A 15,864-nucleotide genomic window follows, 5' to 3' on the forward strand; every position below is an offset into this window, starting at 1 on the left:
GGAGGGGTGAAGTGAAAAGCACCTGGCGCTCGCTGGCCGCTGTGGTCGCGGTGCTGCTGGTGAGCGGGTGCACCCAAACCATCTCCGGCACAGGCACTTTGGCGCCGAACGCGGGTCGGGTGCCGGCCATCAAGCGGGCCTTGTTCGACGGTACCGCGCTGGCGAAGCTGCTCGACCAGCCGTTCCAGCCGTACCCGCACTACTCGGAGTTCGGGGGCGGCGACAAATTGGGAACCGCGTGGGATAAGGCGAAGCCCGCCGAGTGCATCGGCGTCGTCCATTTGATGCAGCGGGGCCCGTATGGCTCGGCGCCGATTCAAGAAACGGCCGCCGAAATGTGGGTGGGCAAAAGGGATTCGGTGAAGATCGACATTGTCCAGCAAGGCATCGTCGCGTTGCGGACGGCCGCGGACGCCGACGCGCTCTTCGCCAGGTTCGTCGCGCAGTGGCAGAAGTGCGACGGGACCACGCTGACCGTAAAGCCCGGCGCCCGCAGCTGACGCGGGCTCATCTGGCGGTCTACATCGGCGCGTTGGCGGGCTGGAACATCCCGGAGCCGTCGGCCTCCTCCTCGGCCCGGATGACGTGCACCACCGCGTTGATCAGCGCCAGGTGGGTGAACGCCTGCGGGAAGTTGCCCAGCTGGCGGCCGGTGCGCGGCTCGATCTCCTCCGCATACAGGTGCAGCGGGCTGGCGTAGGACAGCAACCGCTCGCACAGGCGTTTGGCGCGGCGCACCTCCCCGATCTCGACCAGCGCCGACACCAGCCAGAACGAGCAAATCGTGAACGTGCCCTCCTCGCCGGACAGCCCGTCGTCGGTCTCCTCGACCCGGTAGCGCAGCACCAGGCCCTCCTGGGTGAGTTCGTCGGCGATCGCCAGCACGGTGTTGCGCACCCGCGGGTCGTCGGGCGGCAGGAACCGCGTCAGCACCACCAACAGCAGCGAGGCGTCCAGCGCGTCGCTGCCGTAGCGCTGGGTGAAGACCCCGCGGGAATCCACGCCGTGCGCCAGGATGTCGGCCTTGATCTCCTCGGCGATGGCCCGCCACTGCTGGGCGTAGCTCTTCTCGCCCTGCCGTTCGGCCAGCTTCGCCCCGCGGTCGAGCGCCACCCAGCACATGACCTTCGACGACGTGAAGTGCTGCGGCTCCCCGCGCACCTCCCAGATTCCGCGGTCGGGCTCGCGCCAGTGCTTGATCGCCTCTTCCACCTGCTTCTTCAGCACCGGCCACAACGTCTCCGGGACCTGTTCGCGCGACTTGGCGTGCAGGTAGAAGGAGTCGAGGATGGAGCCCCAGATGTCGTGCTGGACCTGGTCGAAGGCGCCGTTGCCGATGCGCACCGGCCGGGCCTGGTCATAGCCGGACAGGTGATGCAGTTCCTCCTCGACGAGGCTGCGCTCCCCGCCCACGCCGTACATCACCTGCAGCGGGTGCCGCTCGTTGTTGTTGGCGCCCGAGACGTCGGCGATGAACGCGAAGAAGTCGTCGGCCTCGCGGTCGAGCCCGAGCGTGTACAGGCCCCACAACGCGAACGTGGAGTCGCGCACCCAGGCGTAGCGGTAGTCCCAGTTGCGTTCGCCCTGCGGTGTTTCCGGCAGCGACGTGGTGCTGGCCGCCAGTAGCGCGCCGGTGGGCGAGTAGGTCAACCCCTTCAGCGTGAGCGCGCTGCGCTGCAGGTAGGCCCGCCACGGGTGGTCGGGGAAGTTGCCGATGTTGATCCACTGCCGCCAGCACTCGGTGGTCTGCCACATCTTGTCGGCGGCCTCTTGGTAGGTCTGCGGCGCCGGGTGCTTGGTCCAGCTCAGGGCCACGAACACGTCGTCGCCCTCCTTCATCCGGGTGCGTGCGCGCGCTTCGCGGCCCTCCAGCCCGATCCGCAGGTTGGTGGTGAGTCGCAGCGTGGGGTGGGCGTCGGGCTGCCTGGTGGCGCGCGCGATGGCCTCGCCGTACGCGTTGGCGGAGTATTCCCAGGTGGCCCCGACGCGGTGGTAGTCGAACGCCGGCTCGCAGCTCATCATCAGTTCGACGGTGCCGCTGACGCAGCGCACGGTGCGCAGCAGGATGTGCTCGGCGTCCCAGTCCATCGGGGTGCGGCGATGCGTCCGCGACCGGCGGTCCAGGTCGTGCCAGGGGCCCATGACCAGCGCGTCACGCACGATCAGCCATCCGGTGTGCGTCTGCCAGGTGGTCTCCATAATGAGGCTGCCCGGCAGATACCGGCGGGCCGAGGGCACCGAGACGCCGTAGGGGCCCAGCCGGAAATGGCCGGCGCTGCGGTCCAGGATCGCCCCGAACACGCTCGGCGAGTCCGGCCGCGGCACACACAGCCATTCCACCGACCCGGCCGGCGAGATCAGGCAGGTGGTTTCCCAGTCCGACAGGAACGCGTAATCGGCGATCGGCGGAAACGGGTTACGCAGGGCCGCGCTGGGAGCGAGGGGCCCGGGAGTGCGCAGGTCGATGGACGACGACATCGACGTGGCGGACGCCGCTGGAAACGCTTCCTCGGGCATGTCTTCGTCCGGCTGGGCCGGTTGGTCGTCGGGCTGAACATGCAGAACCATCTGGACATCATCGACCGCACGGCGGCCCGGCGTCCAACGTTTCGCCGACGCGGCGTGGCGCACACCCACCCGGGCGCCGATGTTCACGCATTGGTTTTGTGTGGCGGCGCCACATAGGGTGAGCTCCGTGAACGCGTTCCTCAACTGGTGGGACGGCAACGAGCTGTGGCTTTCGGGGCTCCCTTTCGTGCTGCAGGCCATGGTGGTGATGCCGGTCGTGCTGGCGGTGGCCTACGTGACGGGGGCCCTGCTCGACGGCCTCCTCGGCAAGGGCATCGAGTTGATGCGCCGTGCCCGCCATGTCGGTGAGACCTCCGGGTGACGCGCATGCCTCGGTCACACGTGACGCTGGTTCTCCTCATCTTGGTGGCGCTGGTGATCGGCACGTGGCTGGTCACGCACCTGATGCACCGGTGAGGCGCCCGCCGCGGTGGCGTGCGCCGGCTGCGGTGGCGGCACCGTCAATTCCTGTTAGGCTTCCCGCCATGCGCGTGGCGATTGGCATCCCGGGGTGCTATGCCTTCGTGCACTGTTGTCGCTGACTCCCAAACCCGTGTGCGGTCTGGTTCTGGAGTTCTCGAATCCTCCTGAAGTTCTAGTTGCCTTTCCGCTGAGACGGGACCGAGATCCGATAAGTCCCCCACCGGAAGGCCTTCGATGGACATCAGGACCGCACTGCGTTGGCGGCCTGTACTTGCCCTGGTTTCGACAGCCGGCGTGGCCGCAAGTATCGCCGGCTGCCACGGGGGCGCTAGCGATGCCGTCGGCGGCGGCGGGCTGGCCGGCGCACGCACTTCCATCACGCTGGTCGCCTATTCGGTCCCAGAACCCGGGTGGAGCAAGATAATTCCGGCGTTCAATGCCTCCGAAGAAGGCAAGGGCGTGCAGGTGGTGACCTCGTATGGGGCCTCCGGTGACCAATCCCGCGGTGTCGTCGACGGCAAGCCGGCCGACGTCGTGAACTTCTCCGTGGAACCCGACATCGCGCGACTGGTCAAGGCCGGCAAGGTTTCCAAAGACTGGAACACCGACGCCACCAAGGGGATCCCGTTCGGCTCGGTGGTCACGCTGGTGGTGCGCAAGGGCAATCCGAAGCACATCAAGGACTGGGATGACCTACTGCGGCCCGGCATTGAGGTCATCACGCCCAGCCCGCTCAGTTCGGGGTCGGCCAAGTGGAATCTGCTGGCGCCGTACGCCGTCAAGAGCGAAGGCGGCGCCAACAGCGCCGCCGGCGTGGATTTCATCAAGAAGCTGGTGACCGAGCACGTCAAACTCCGTCCCGGATCGGGACGCGAAGCCACCGACGTCTTCATCCAGGGCAGCGGTGACGTGCTGATCAGCTACGAGAACGAGGCCATCGCGACCGAGCGGGCGGGCAAGCCCGTCGACCACGTCAACCCGCCGCAGACCTTCAAGATCGACAATCCGGTCGCCGTCGTCAACACCAGCCCCCACCTGCAGGCCGCCGTCGCGTTCAAGAACTTCCAGTACACGGCCGCGGCCCAAAAGGTTTGGGCGCAGGCCGGTTTCCGGCCGGTCGACCCGTCGGTCGCCGCCGACTTCCGCGCCCAATATCCGGTGCCGACGAAGCTGTGGACCATCGCCGACCTCGGCGGCTGGAGCGCGGCGGATCCGCAGCTGTTCGACAAGAGCACCGGCAGCATCACCAAGATCTACACGCAGGCCACCGGATGACGGCCATCACGCCGGACCCGCTGGCAATCCGGCCCGAACTCAGCGGCGACCCCGGGCACGGGCCGCTGCCCGGGCGTGGCCGCGGGACCACCGCCCTGCGGGTCGGGGCGGCAACGGTGTGGCTTTCGGTGATCGTGTTGCTGCCGCTGGCGGCGATCGCCTGGCAGTCCGCTGGCGGCGGCTGGCACGCGTTCTGGCTCGCGGTCACCTCCAATGCCGCGCTGGAATCCTTCCGAGTGACCCTGACGATCTCGGCCGGGGTGACTGTGCTCAACCTGATTTTTGGTCTGGTGATCGCGTGGGTGCTGGTGCGCGACGACTTCGTCGGGAAGCGACTGGTCGACGCGATCATCGACCTGCCGTTCGCGCTGCCCACCATCGTCGCCAGCCTGGTCATGCTGGCGTTGTACGGCAACAACAGCCCGGTGGGTCTGCACCTGCAGCACACCGCGTGGGGTGTGACGGTGGCGTTGGCCTTCGTGACGCTGCCCTTCGTGGTCCGCGCGGTTCAGCCGGTGCTGCTGGAGTTGGATCGCGAAGTCGAGGAGGCGGCGGCGTCGCTGGGCGCCAGCGGCCCGAAGATCTTCACCTCGGTGGTGCTGCCGGCGCTGCTGCCCGCGCTGTTGTCCGGTGCGGGCCTGGCGTTCTCGCGCGCGATCGGCGAGTTCGGGTCGGTGGTGCTGATCGGCGGCGCGGTGCCGGGCAAAACCGAAGTGTCATCGCAGTGGATACGGACCCTGATCGAAAACGACGACCGCACCGGCGCCGCCGCGATATCCATTGTGCTGTTGGCGATTTCGTTCGTGGTCCTGCTCATCTTGCGGATCGTGGGTGGGCACGCGGCCAAACGCGAGGAGCTGGCCGCATGACGTCGTCCGCCGGAGTCCGCTATTCCCTGCGATTCGTGGCGCTCGGATACATCTTCGTGTTGCTGGTCGTGCCGGTGTCGTTGATCCTGTGGAGGACGTTTCGGCCCGGGTTCGGCCAGTTCTACGCCTGGGTCAGCACTCCCGCGGCGATATCGGCGCTGAACCTGACCCTGCTGGTGGTGGCCATCGTGGTGCCGCTCAACGTAATCTTCGGCATCCCGACGGCATTGGTGCTCGCGCGCAACAGGTTTCGCGGCAAGGGCGTGCTGCAGGCGATCATCGACCTGCCGTTCGCGGTCTCACCCGTCATCGTGGGTGTGGCGTTGATCGTGTTGTGGGGCTCGGCGGGTGCGCTGGGATTCGTCGAAAACGACCTCGGGTTCAAGATCATCTTCGGCCTGCCGGGCATCGTGCTCGCCAGCATCTTCGTCACCCTGCCGTTCGTGGTGCGTGAGGTGGAGCCGGTGCTGCACGAGCTGGGAACCGACCAGGAGGAGGCGGCGGCGACGCTGGGTTCGGGCTGGTGGCAGACGTTTTGGCGGATCACGCTGCCGTCCATCCGGTGGGGCCTGACGTACGGCATCGTGTTGACAATCGCACGTACCCTGGGGGAATACGGTGCGGTGCTCATCGTGTCGTCGAACCTGCCGGGAAAGTCGCAAACACTGACATTGCTTGTTTCGGACCGATACAACCGCGGCGTCGAGTACGGCGCCTATGCGCTGTCGACCTTGCTGATGGGGGTTGCGGTGCTGGTGCTGATTTTCCAGGTGGTTCTCGACGCCCGCCGCGCCCGAGCGGCGAAGCAGGCCTGACGAGGAGGATGACGTGACAGACACCGGTACCGGCCGGGACGACCTCGCCATCATCGTGCGCGACGCCTACAAGCACTATGGCGACTTCGTCGCGCTGGACCACGTGGACTTCGTCGTGCCGACCGGGTCGCTGACGGCGTTGTTGGGTCCCAGCGGTTCGGGCAAATCGACGCTGCTGCGCACCATCGCCGGTCTCGACCAGCCCGACAGCGGAACCGTCACGATCTACGGTCGCGACGTGACCCGGGTGCCACCGCAGCGCCGCGGCATCGGGTTCGTCTTCCAGCACTACGCGGCATTCAAGCACCTGACCGTCCGCGACAACGTGGCCTACGGGCTCAAGGTTCGCAAGCGGCCCAAAGCCGAAATCAAAGCCAAGGTCGACAACCTGCTGGAAGTGGTGGGGCTCAGCGGTTTTCAGAGCCGCTATCCCAATCAGCTCTCCGGTGGTCAGCGACAGCGGATGGCGCTGGCTCGAGCGCTGGCGGTCGACCCGCAGGTGCTGCTGCTCGACGAGCCGTTCGGTGCGCTGGACGCCAAGGTGCGTGAGGATTTGCGGGCGTGGTTGCGCCGCCTGCACGACGAGGTGCACGTGACCACGGTGCTGGTCACCCACGATCAGGCGGAGGCATTGGATGTCGCCGACCGGATTGCGGTGCTCAATCACGGTCGCATCGAGCAGATCGGATCCCCGACCGACGTCTATGACGCCCCGGCGAACGCGTTCGTGATGTCGTTCCTCGGCGCGGTGTCCACCCTCAACGGCGCCCTGGTGCGTCCGCACGACATCCGGGTGGGTCGCAACCCCGAGATGGCGATCGCCGGCGGCGACGGCACCGCGGAGTCGATCGGGGTGGTGCGGGCCACCGTTGACCGGGTGGTGGCGCTGGGTTTCGAGGTGCGGGTCGAATTGACCAGCGCGGCCACCGGCGGCTTCTTCACGGCGCAGATCACACGCGGCGACGCCGAGGCCCTGGCATTACGCGACGGCGACACCGTCTACGTGCGTGCCACCCGGGTCCCACCGATCGCCCCGACTGCGGCGGAGCCCGGTCACAAAGCGGACGAGGATGAGAACACGCTGACCTCAGCGTGATTCGTCACGAGGCGTGCAGACCGCACTCCGTCTTGGACAGCCCCTGCCAGCGCCCACTGCGCGGGTCGGCGCCCGCCAGCGGCTTGGCCGTGCACGGGGCGCAGCCGATCGACGAATAGCCGTCGTAGATAAGCGGATTGACCAGCACGCTGTGCTCGTCGATGTAGTTCTGCACGTCGTCGTCGGACCAGGTCGCCATCGGGTTGACCTTCACCAACTTGAAGCCCTCGTCGAAGCCGACCACCGGGGCGTTGGCGCGTGCGGCGGTTTCGCCCCGGCGCAGCCCGGTCACCCAGGCCGAGTAGCCGCGCAGCGCCTTGCCCAGCGGGGCGACCTTGCGCAGCCGGCAGCATTCACCGGGATCACGCGCGAACAGGTCCTTGCCCAGCAGTTTGTCCTGCTCGGCGACGGTCTGCTCGGGCGTGACGTTGAGCACCCGGATGTCGTAAACGGACTCGATGGCGTCGCGTGTACCGATGGTCTCCACGAAGTGGTAGCCGGTGTCCAGGAACACCACCGGCACACCCGGGCGCACCTTGGCGGCCAGATCGATCAACACCGCCTCTTGCATGCTGGAGGCCACCACGTAGTTGCAGGTCGCCCATCCGCGCGGTCCGTTGACGCCGCCGAACGTCTCGTCGGTCCAACGCAATACGTCGCTGGCGCTGGCGCCCTCGAGCTCGGCCGCTCCCCGGGCGGCGAGCTCGCGCAGCTCGGCCTCGGAATGTCTGGTTGTTCGTTCGCTCATCGCAAATCGTCCTCGTCTGCCCTCATGGCCCACTGTGCGAAACGTTCACCCTCGCCGCGATATTTCAGGAAGTTACGTGCGACCCGCTCGATGTAGTCGCCGAGCTCGTCGCTGGTGACCTTGTGCTGACGCAGTTTTCGGCCGAAGCCGCTGTCTTGACCCAGGCTGCCGCCCAGGTGTACCTGGAAAGCCTCGACCGAGCCGCCGTTTCCGTCGTCGACCATCTGGCCTTTCAACCCGATGTCGGCGACCTGAATGCGTGCGCACGAATTGGGGCAGCCGTTGAGGTTGACGGTGATCGGAACATCGAGCTGCAGGTTGATGTCCGCGAGCCGACTTTCCAGCTCGGGCACCAAAGACTGCGCCTTGACTCGTGTTTCGGCGAATGACAGCTTACAGAATTCAATTCCCGTGCAGGCCATCACATTCCGGCGCCAGTGTGACGGTTGGGACTGCAGGCCGAGCGCCTCCAAACCGGCGATCAGCTCCTCGAGCTTGTCGTCGGGGACGTCGAGGATCACCAGCTTTTGGTAGGGGGTCAACCGGATCCGGTTCGAGCCGGCCGCCTCGGCGAGGTCGGCCACCGCGGACAGGGTGGTGCCCGAGACCCGTCCCGCAATCGAGGCGACACCCACGGCGTTGAGCCCGTTCTTGAGCCGTTGCACACCGACGTGGTCGATCGGACGCGGGACCGGCTCCGGCGCCGGTCCGTCGATCAGCGGACGCTTGAGGTACTCGGTTTCGAGGACTTCACGGAACTTCTCGACGCCCCAGTCCTTGACCAGGAACTTCAGCCGCGCCTTGGAGCGCAGCCGCCGGTACCCGTAGTCACGGAAGATCGAGGTGACCGCGTGCCAAACCTCGGGCACTTCCTCGAGCGGCACCCAGGCACCCAGCCGTTGGGCCAGCATCGGGTTGGTCGACAGGCCGCCGCCCACCCACAGGTCCAGCCCGGGGCCGTGCTCGGGGTGGTTGACGCCGATGAACGCGATGTCATTGACCTCGTGCACCACGTCCTGCAGGCCCGAGATGGCGGTCTTGTACTTGCGCGGCAGGTCGGCGAAGTCGGGCTGGCCGATGTAGCGGCGGGCGATCTCGTCGATCGCCCAGGTCGGGTCGAGCACCTCGTCGAGCGACTCGCCGGCCAGCGGTGATCCCAGGATCACGCGGGGGCAGTCGCCGCACGCCTCGGCGGTCTGCAATCCGACGTCGGCCAGCCGCCGCCAGATTTCGGGGACGTTCTCGATCTCGATCCAGTGGTACTGGATGTTTTCCCGGTCGGTGATGTCGGCGGTGTCGCGTCCGAACTCGGTGGAGATCTGGCCGACGGTGCGCAGTGCGGCCGTCGACAGCGCACCGCCGTCGCAGCGCACCCGCATCATGAAGTACCTGGCCTCGAGCAGCTCGGCGTTGTCGTCGCCGGTGAAGGTGCCGTCGTAGCCCTGCTCACGCTGGGTGTACAGGCCCCACCAGCGGAAGCGCCCACGCAGGTCGCTCTTGTCGATGCTGTCGAAGCCGTTCTTGGCGTAGATGGTCTCGATGCGCTCGCGCACGTCCAGTGGGGCGCCGGCCTGCTTCATCTCTTCGTTCGGGTTCAGCGGCTCACGATTCCCCAGTGCCCATTGGCCCTCGTTACGGGCCTTCGCGGGTCGGGCGGTGGTCATCGGAAGTTCTCCTTCAAAAAGATCGCCAGCGCGGCCAGCACAGTTCACCGGCACTTATGGGCGGCACGAAACCGTCGGCCTGCTGGAGACCAGTGGGCTGGGTCTACCAAGTCAAGGCAGACAGATACAGCTGCAAACGCGCTTGAGATCGATGTGCCGTCGCGCCACGAGCACAATGTGCGGGCTGGGCTGGGCGACAGTCACGCCCCCATTGTGCCATGGATGCCGGGGGGCCGTGCGAGCAGGTCAAATCTGGGCTCACGATGATTAAAAGTGCCGCTGACGGGCCACCGCGGCATCAAGTCCGGGGGATCCACCGCGCGGCAACGCCGAGCGTGCACCCAGCGCGAAAATCCGGCCGGAATGTCGCAGCCGGCGCACGCTCGGCGCACGGGCAGCCCCCGGCAGCCGGGATCGACGGCGCCGGCGCCGGGCGTCTGCGTGGGATCATTTGGCATGGCCATTCGCGAGGAGCTGGTCGACCTGCCCGACGTGCGGGTGACCGCCGGGCAGCCGTTTGGCATCTACGTGCATGTCCCGTTCTGCGTAACGCGTTGCGGCTATTGCGATTTCAACACCTATACCCCAGCGGAGCTGGGGGGCGTCAATCCAGACGCCTGGTTGGGTGCGCTGCGGGCCGAATTGGAACTGGCGGCCGCGCGACTGGAAGCGCCGCCGGTGAGCACCGTGTTTGTCGGTGGTGGGACGCCCTCGTTGCTCGGCGGTGCGCGCCTGGTGACGCTGCTGGACATGGTGCGCGAGCACTTTCCGCTGGCAGCGGATGCCGAGATCACCACCGAGGCCAACCCCGAGTCGGCGTGGCCGGACCTCTTCGACGCCATCCGCGCGGCCGGCTACACCCGGGTGTCCCTGGGGATGCAATCGGTGGCGCCACGGGTGCTGGGTGTCCTCGACCGCATTCACACGCCGAACCGATCGGCCGATGCCGCCCGCGAGGCGCTGGCCGCGGGCTTCGAACACGTCAGCCTCGATCTGATCTATGGAACCCCGGGGGAGTCCGACGACGACCTGCTGCGATCGGTCGACACCGCGATCGAGACCGGCGTCGATCACGTCTCGGCCTATGCGCTGGTGGTCGAGGAAGGCACCGCCCTGGCCCGGCGGGTGCGTCGCGGCGAACTGGCCGCTCCCGACGACGACGTGCTGGCCCACCGCTACGAATTGGTCGACGCGCGCCTGAGCGAGGCGGGCATGTCGTGGTACGAGGTGTCCAACTGGTCGCGGCCAGGGGGTGAATGCCGGCACAACCTGGGCTACTGGGACGGCGGCCAGTGGTGGGGCGCGGGACCGGGCGCGCACGGATACGTCGGCACCACGCGCTGGTGGAATGTCAAGCATCCCAACGCATATGCCGAGAGGCTGGGCACGGCCGCGCTGCCGGTCGCGGGATTCGAGCGGCTCGACGCCGACACGTTGCACACCGAAGACGTGCTGTTGAAAGTCCGCCTGCGCCAAGGCCTTCCGGTTGGCCTGTTGAATTCCGAAGAGCGTGAACGCGCCGAGGGCGTCGTCTCCGACGGGTTGCTGGTGACAACCGGTGACAGGCTCGTCCTGACGGATCGGGGACGGCTGCTGGCCGACGCCGTGGTGCGGACGCTATTGGGGTAGCGGCCCGGTCAGACCCCGAACCATTGCTCGAAGACCCGGGCGATCTCGATGTAGAGCGGGATTCCGACGGTGACGTTGTAGGAGAACGTCAGACCCAGCGAGGCGGCCAGCGGCAACGTCGGGCTCGCCTCGGGGATGGCGAGCCGCTGCACCGCCGGGACGGCGATGTAGGACGCCGCGCCGCACAGGACCGCGAACAGCACATAGGTGCCCGTCTTGAAGTCGGTGTGGGTCAGCGAGGCGTAGCTGCAGGCGACGAAGATGCCCAGCGTTGCAAAGACATTCGGCGCCACGAGACCGAAGACGATGAATCCGGGGCCCGCCGTGCGCAGGTCTTTCAGCTTGCGCGACGCCGTCATGCCCATTTCGAGCAGGAACAGGCACAGCACGCCCTGGAACGCCAGCACGAAGAACTTGTCGTCGTCGGCGACGACCTTCTGGCCCTGCAGCCCGCTGACGAGACCGATGATGATGCCGCCCATCAGCAGGACTAGCCCCGGATTGAGGAACACCTCCTGAAACAGCTCGCGGGAGAGGATCGGCATCCGCTTGGCCTTGGCGTCGTCCGGGCTCTGCTCGGGCTCCCAGTCCTCCAGCTCGTGCTCCAGGCTTGCTTCCTGCCTCTCGAGGCTCTGGCCCTGCGGGGGCCGCGCGGCGCTGCCGGGGCCGACCCCGACCTTGACGGGCGGCGTGTAGCCGGGCTCGTCGGGCATGTATCCGCCGGCGTCCATGCCCCGGTGGCGCAGTCGGGCCACGAAGTACAGCGCGACCAGGCAGCCCGGGATCTCCATCACGGCCAGCATCACCGGCATGTAAGCGTTGAAGGCGATGTTCACGGCGGCCAGCACGGCCACACAGGTGGCAAAGGTCCCGGCCGAGTCCGACCCGTAATAGCCCGCGATCGTCGCGCGGTCCACCTTCCGCAGCGTTTTCAGTCGGCTCAGGCCCACGTAGGCCAAACCGCCGATGGCACAGTTCAACACGAAGCCCAGGACCATGAATCCGACGATGGCGCCGACGCTCGAGGCGCTGATCTTCGCGAGCTCTTCGCCGCCGTGCCAGCCGATGGCCAGCAGCAGATACATGGTCAACCCCTGATAGATGACATAGGGGAATTCGAAGCGCACCTTCAGGATGGGGATCAGAAAGCCGAAGTAGAAAAACAGCAAGAGCGGCTTGAAGAGGTTGTGGGTGAAGTTGTGCCAAAACTCTTGCAGCATCGATGCCTCCGTTGAGTAGACCCGCGATCAGGGGGAAGCACCGTCCGCAAACGCGGAGCAACCACGAAACATCCCGACGACCGTCAGAAATTTATCCCCGTGGCGGTCGACCTGCCACTCGAAAGCACGGCGGGAAGGACGGGCCTTCCAGACCCGCCTAGCGCCGCAAATGCGCTGGTCAGGCCCGATCTAGCGGAACGAAATCCGGTGCCGGCAGGCGTCCCATCAGCCGTGAGATTGGTGTGAAGATGCTGTCTATTTACTGTGTAGTCAAAATCTGAGTCAGTGGGGCGGCCAGTTGGGCGACGGCCTGACCCCGGCTCCCTTTTGCCGGTGGGTCACCGACAGCCAGGCCGAGGGCGAGTAGTGCGTCGTGATTTCCTCGAAGCCGTCGACCCGGGACACCGAAAGCACACCGGTCTCTTGATTGATTTCGAGCTCGTCGCCTGCGCTCGCCTGGACCTCCTCGCCACTGCTGAGGCGAATGCTGAACACGTCGTTCCTCCAATCAGCGAATCCGGGCGGACGGGCCAGTGCCACTAGGACGAGTCTCGCGGCCCACGCCGTTCGGTGCGCGACCACGACGTAAACGGTGGGAAAACGTTCCAGGTGGCGAGCCTCACACCGGATCGGCAGCGCCTGACCTTCCGCGCCGGCGGCGACCCCGACCTAGCTGCGCGAACGGAACGGCTGGAGCGACGAATCGGCGCGTTCCGGCGGGTAGCCTCGGGCGGGGCCGGGCTTTAACTCCGAGGGAGTTTTAGCCGAAGGCGCCCCGCGGGGGGCAACTCGATGGGATCGGTTGCGCACAGCTACATAGGTTAGGCTACATTTACTAACCGTGACCGAGGTCAGCGTCGAGACAAGTTCCGCCGGTTCTGCGTCGCCATCGATCCCGCTTCCCGCCCATATCGACCCGGCGGACCTGGCGGCCGAGTTGGCCGTGGTGCTCTCCGAACGCGTCGGGGAAGAGTATCTGCTCTACGAGCGCAGCGGGGAATGGGTGCTGGCCACCGGTGTGCACGCCATGATCGAGTTGGACAGCGACGAGCTGCGGGTGATCCGCGATGGGGTCACGCAGCGCCAGCAGTGGTCGGGGCGACCCGGGCCGGCGCTGGGCGAGGCCATCGATCGGCTGCTGCTGGAAACAGACCAACTCTTCGGCTGGATCGCCTTCGAATTCGGGGTCTATCGCTACGGGCTGCAACAGCGCCTGGCGCCGGAAACCCCGCTGGCGCGGGTGTTTTGGCCGCGGGGCCGCATCGTGGTGTCCCGGGAGGCGATTCGTCTGTTCGACGCGTCGGCCGACCACCGCGACGTAGTGCTGGCTGTGCTCGGCGACGGCGTCTCCGGGCTGCGCGAGGCCTCCGCGATCGACGTCATCGCCGACACCTCCGACTACCGCAATCGTGTCGCGTCGGCCGTGGCGGAGATCGCGGCGGGCCGCTACCACAAGGTGATCCTTTCCCGTTCTCTCGAAGTGCCTTTCGCGCTCGATTTCCCGTCCACCTACCGGCTGGCGCGCCGGCACAACACCCCGGTGCGATCGTTTCTGTTGTCGCTGGGTGGGATTCGTGCCGTGGGCTACAGCCCCGAACTGGTCGCGGCGGTCCGGCGCGACGGTGTCGTGGTGACCGAGCCGCTGGCGGGCACCCGGGCGCTCGGTCGTGGCGAGGCGCGTGACCGTGAGGCGCGAGATGACCTGGAGTCGAACTCCAAAGAGATTGTCGAGCACGCGATTTCGGTGCGCAGCTCGCTGCAGGAGATGACCGAGATCGCCGAGCCCGGCACTGCGGTCGTCACCGATTTCATGACGGTGCGCGAGCGGGGGAGTGTCCAGCACCTCGGGTCCACGGTCAGCGGGCGCCTGGGCACGTCGAACGACCGGATGGACGCGCTCGAAGCGTTGTTCCCTGCGGTCACCGCCTCGGGCATCCCGAAAGCGGGCGGTGTCGAAGCGATCATGCGCCTCGACGAAGGACCCCGTGGCCTCTATTCGGGTGCGGTCGTGATGATTTCGGCTGACGGCGGGCTGGACGCGGCGCTGACGCTGCGCGCGGCCTACGAACGTGACGGCAGGACCTGGTTGCGGGCCGGTGCCGGCATCATCGAAGAGTCCACGCCCGAACGCGAATTCGAAGAGACGTGCGAGAAGCTGTCCACGCTCGCGCCCTATCTGATTGCGCGCGCCTAGGCGAGGAATTCGACGAGTCCAAGCGCCTCCGAAGGTGAGGCGCGAAGGGCCGAGAAGATCACCGCCAGCAAAGTCCTTCAAACAGAAGGAACACTGACACTGATTAACGTGATATGCAGCGCAAGCGGCGGCTATGGCCGCGCGACGGGTGAATTCTCAACGGCCGGTAAAGGGTTGACAGCGAATATCCGTCATTCTCAAGTTTTTTCGCGGTGTTGCGTTTAGCATCTGTCCCAACTTCAACGGGATGGAGTATTCGTGGCTGGTCTCAAGTCGAAAGTCGTTCTTGCCGTCATGCTGGCGCTCACTTTTCCCACGGCAGCGGCCTGCACGGGCACTTTTACGTGCCCAACCTGCACTGTCGTCCCTTTTTAGCGCTCCACCGTTAGGTCGCGCGCTCACGGCATGAGGCGGCCGAGGACAATCCCGAAAGCCACCGCCGCTCAGGCCGAAGAGCTCGACTCGGCGAGATAGTCCGCCAGAATGCGGCTCACGAGCGACTCGATATTGGATTCGATCGAGGACGCGAGCGTCGCGGTGACCGTGGCCACGGCTTGAGTCCGAAAGCGCACGAGCATGGTGATCAGCTCGGCGATCTCGGCGTCGGCCGGGAGCGGCTCGCCGGGCCTGATGCGGTCCAGCACGTGTTCGGCGCCGGCGCGCACGAGCATGTCGCTGATCTTGTCGATCTCGGGCACGATCTGCTCGTGCAGGTCGATGAGCTTGTCGAATTCGACACCGTAGCCGCGGATTTCATTGAACGCCTCGATCAGTTTCGGGCGGGTGATCGTCGCGTTGGACCCGTCAATCCGAATCACTTGAAGCGCGACGAGCCGCTCGAAGGCTTGCGGGTCGTCGACGAGTCGCTGGGCGTCGGCGAGCGGCATGGTTTCCGGCTTCTCGGTCGTCCACGGGCCCGCGATGGCGGTTTCGAGGCCCAGCACGTCACCGAGGTTCTTGCCTTCCTCCCACGCGCTGAGCATTTCTCGTACGTGCGCGATGGTGTAGCCGCGGTCGAGCATCGAGGTGATGAGCCGCAACCGGGTCAGGTGGGTGTCGTTGAACAGCGCGATGCGCCCGACGCGCAGCGGGGGCGGCAACAGCCCGCGGTCGCGGTAGACGCGGATGTTGCGGGTGGTGGTGCCGGCCAGCCGGGCCAGGTCGTCGATGCGGTACTCCCCGGAGTTCGCGGCGCCGTGCGGGTGTCGGACCGCCGCGTCGAACAGCTGGGACACCGCCGTTTCGATGAGTTGTCGATATTCCCGCGATTGGCGCCGCACGCGTTTGGGGGCGCGGCGCACGTTGTGCAGCACGCTGGCGATGGTGCCGGGTTCGGGCCGCGACGCACGCTCGGTTGCCATGT

General features: G+C 66.7%; 15 protein-coding genes. 8 read left to right on the forward strand and 7 right to left on the reverse strand.

The window, feature by feature from the left end; genetic code table 11:
- The first annotated feature begins 11 nt into the window (after positions 1-11).
- Positions 12-500: a sensor domain-containing protein gene (locus K883_RS16880; RefSeq protein ID WP_014711146.1), complete on the forward strand. Its 489-nt coding sequence runs from the start codon at positions 12-14 to the stop codon at positions 498-500.
- Between the two features lie 19 nt (positions 501-519).
- Here the strand turns inward: K883_RS16880 and K883_RS16885 are convergent, their stop codons facing one another.
- A complete protein-coding gene (locus K883_RS16885; protein ID WP_172417567.1) occupies positions 520-2,478 on the reverse strand; it encodes a glycoside hydrolase family 15 protein in 1,959 nt (652 codons plus the stop codon).
- 217 nt (positions 2,479-2,695) lie between these two features.
- Between K883_RS16885 and K883_RS16890 the strand changes: the two genes are divergently transcribed.
- The 5 genes from K883_RS16890 (at position 2,696) to K883_RS16910 (ending at position 7,046) form a co-directional block, all read left to right on the forward strand.
- The gene (locus K883_RS16890; protein WP_009952319.1) at positions 2,696-2,890 is read left to right on the forward strand and encodes a hypothetical protein; all 195 of its coding nucleotides are present in this window, start codon (positions 2,696-2,698) and stop codon (positions 2,888-2,890) included.
- A gap of 335 nt (positions 2,891-3,225) precedes the next feature.
- Positions 3,226-4,266, forward strand: a complete 1,041-nt coding sequence (locus K883_RS16895; RefSeq protein WP_050989374.1) for a sulfate ABC transporter substrate-binding protein — start codon at positions 3,226-3,228, stop codon at positions 4,264-4,266.
- Positions 4,263-5,135, forward strand: coding sequence for a sulfate ABC transporter permease subunit CysT (gene cysT, locus K883_RS16900; protein ID WP_009952316.1), 873 nt, complete (start codon positions 4,263-4,265; stop codon positions 5,133-5,135). The genes K883_RS16895 and cysT overlap by 4 nt, the downstream gene beginning before the upstream one ends.
- Complete coding sequence (gene cysW / locus K883_RS16905; RefSeq protein WP_008255299.1) at positions 5,132-5,950, forward strand: sulfate ABC transporter permease subunit CysW; 819 nt, start codon at positions 5,132-5,134, stop codon at positions 5,948-5,950. The genes cysT and cysW overlap by 4 nt, the downstream gene beginning before the upstream one ends.
- Positions 5,951-5,963: 13 nt before the next feature.
- Positions 5,964-7,046: a sulfate/molybdate ABC transporter ATP-binding protein gene (locus tag K883_RS16910; RefSeq protein ID WP_008255301.1), complete on the forward strand. Its 1,083-nt coding sequence runs from the start codon at positions 5,964-5,966 to the stop codon at positions 7,044-7,046.
- A 4-nt stretch (positions 7,047-7,050) separates the two neighbouring features.
- Here K883_RS16910 and K883_RS16915 read toward each other — a convergent pair whose 3' ends face one another.
- From K883_RS16915 to K883_RS28575, 3 genes are all read right to left on the reverse strand, one after another.
- Positions 7,051-7,794 carry a phosphoadenylyl-sulfate reductase gene (locus tag K883_RS16915; RefSeq protein ID WP_008255302.1) on the reverse strand — a complete coding sequence of 248 codons (744 nt, stop codon included), beginning with the start codon at positions 7,792-7,794 and terminating at the stop codon, positions 7,051-7,053.
- Positions 7,791-9,458 (reverse strand): nitrite/sulfite reductase, encoded by a 1,668-nt coding sequence (locus tag K883_RS16920; RefSeq protein ID WP_008255305.1) that lies wholly within the window; start codon positions 9,456-9,458, stop codon positions 7,791-7,793. Before K883_RS16920 ends, K883_RS16915 begins: the two co-directional genes overlap by 4 nt.
- 111 nt (positions 9,459-9,569) lie before the next feature.
- Positions 9,570-9,662 (reverse strand): Ms4527A family Cys-rich leader peptide, encoded by a 93-nt coding sequence (locus tag K883_RS28575; protein ID WP_350494745.1) that lies wholly within the window; start codon positions 9,660-9,662, stop codon positions 9,570-9,572.
- 252 nt (positions 9,663-9,914) lie between these two features.
- Between K883_RS28575 and hemW the strand changes: the two genes are divergently transcribed.
- Positions 9,915-11,087 (forward strand): radical SAM family heme chaperone HemW, encoded by a 1,173-nt coding sequence (hemW, locus tag K883_RS16925; protein ID WP_014711149.1) that lies wholly within the window; start codon positions 9,915-9,917, stop codon positions 11,085-11,087.
- 8 nt (positions 11,088-11,095) lie between these two features.
- Here hemW and K883_RS16930 read toward each other — a convergent pair whose 3' ends face one another.
- Both K883_RS16930 and K883_RS16935 read right to left on the reverse strand, forming a co-directional pair.
- The gene (locus tag K883_RS16930) at positions 11,096-12,307 is read right to left on the reverse strand and encodes a sodium-dependent bicarbonate transport family permease (RefSeq protein WP_014384199.1); all 1,212 of its coding nucleotides are present in this window, start codon (positions 12,305-12,307) and stop codon (positions 11,096-11,098) included.
- Positions 12,308-12,589: 282 nt separating this feature from the next.
- Entirely contained in the window at positions 12,590-12,802 is a 213-nt protein-coding gene (locus K883_RS16935; RefSeq protein ID WP_009956568.1) for a hypothetical protein, read from the reverse strand.
- A gap of 346 nt (positions 12,803-13,148) precedes the next feature.
- Here K883_RS16935 and K883_RS16940 point away from each other — a divergent pair, with 346 nt between their 5' ends.
- Positions 13,149-14,501: a salicylate synthase gene (locus K883_RS16940; protein WP_009956566.1), complete on the forward strand. Its 1,353-nt coding sequence runs from the start codon at positions 13,149-13,151 to the stop codon at positions 14,499-14,501.
- 443 nt (positions 14,502-14,944) lie between these two features.
- Here K883_RS16940 and K883_RS16945 read toward each other — a convergent pair whose 3' ends face one another.
- Positions 14,945-15,862, reverse strand: a complete 918-nt coding sequence (locus tag K883_RS16945) for a MerR family transcriptional regulator (RefSeq protein ID WP_009956565.1) — start codon at positions 15,860-15,862, stop codon at positions 14,945-14,947.
- Positions 15,863-15,864 lie beyond the last annotated feature (2 nt).

Source organism: Mycobacterium sp. TKK-01-0059 (assembly GCF_000709305.1).
Taxonomy (GTDB): Bacteria; Actinomycetota; Actinomycetes; order Mycobacteriales; family Mycobacteriaceae; genus Mycobacterium; species Mycobacterium intracellulare.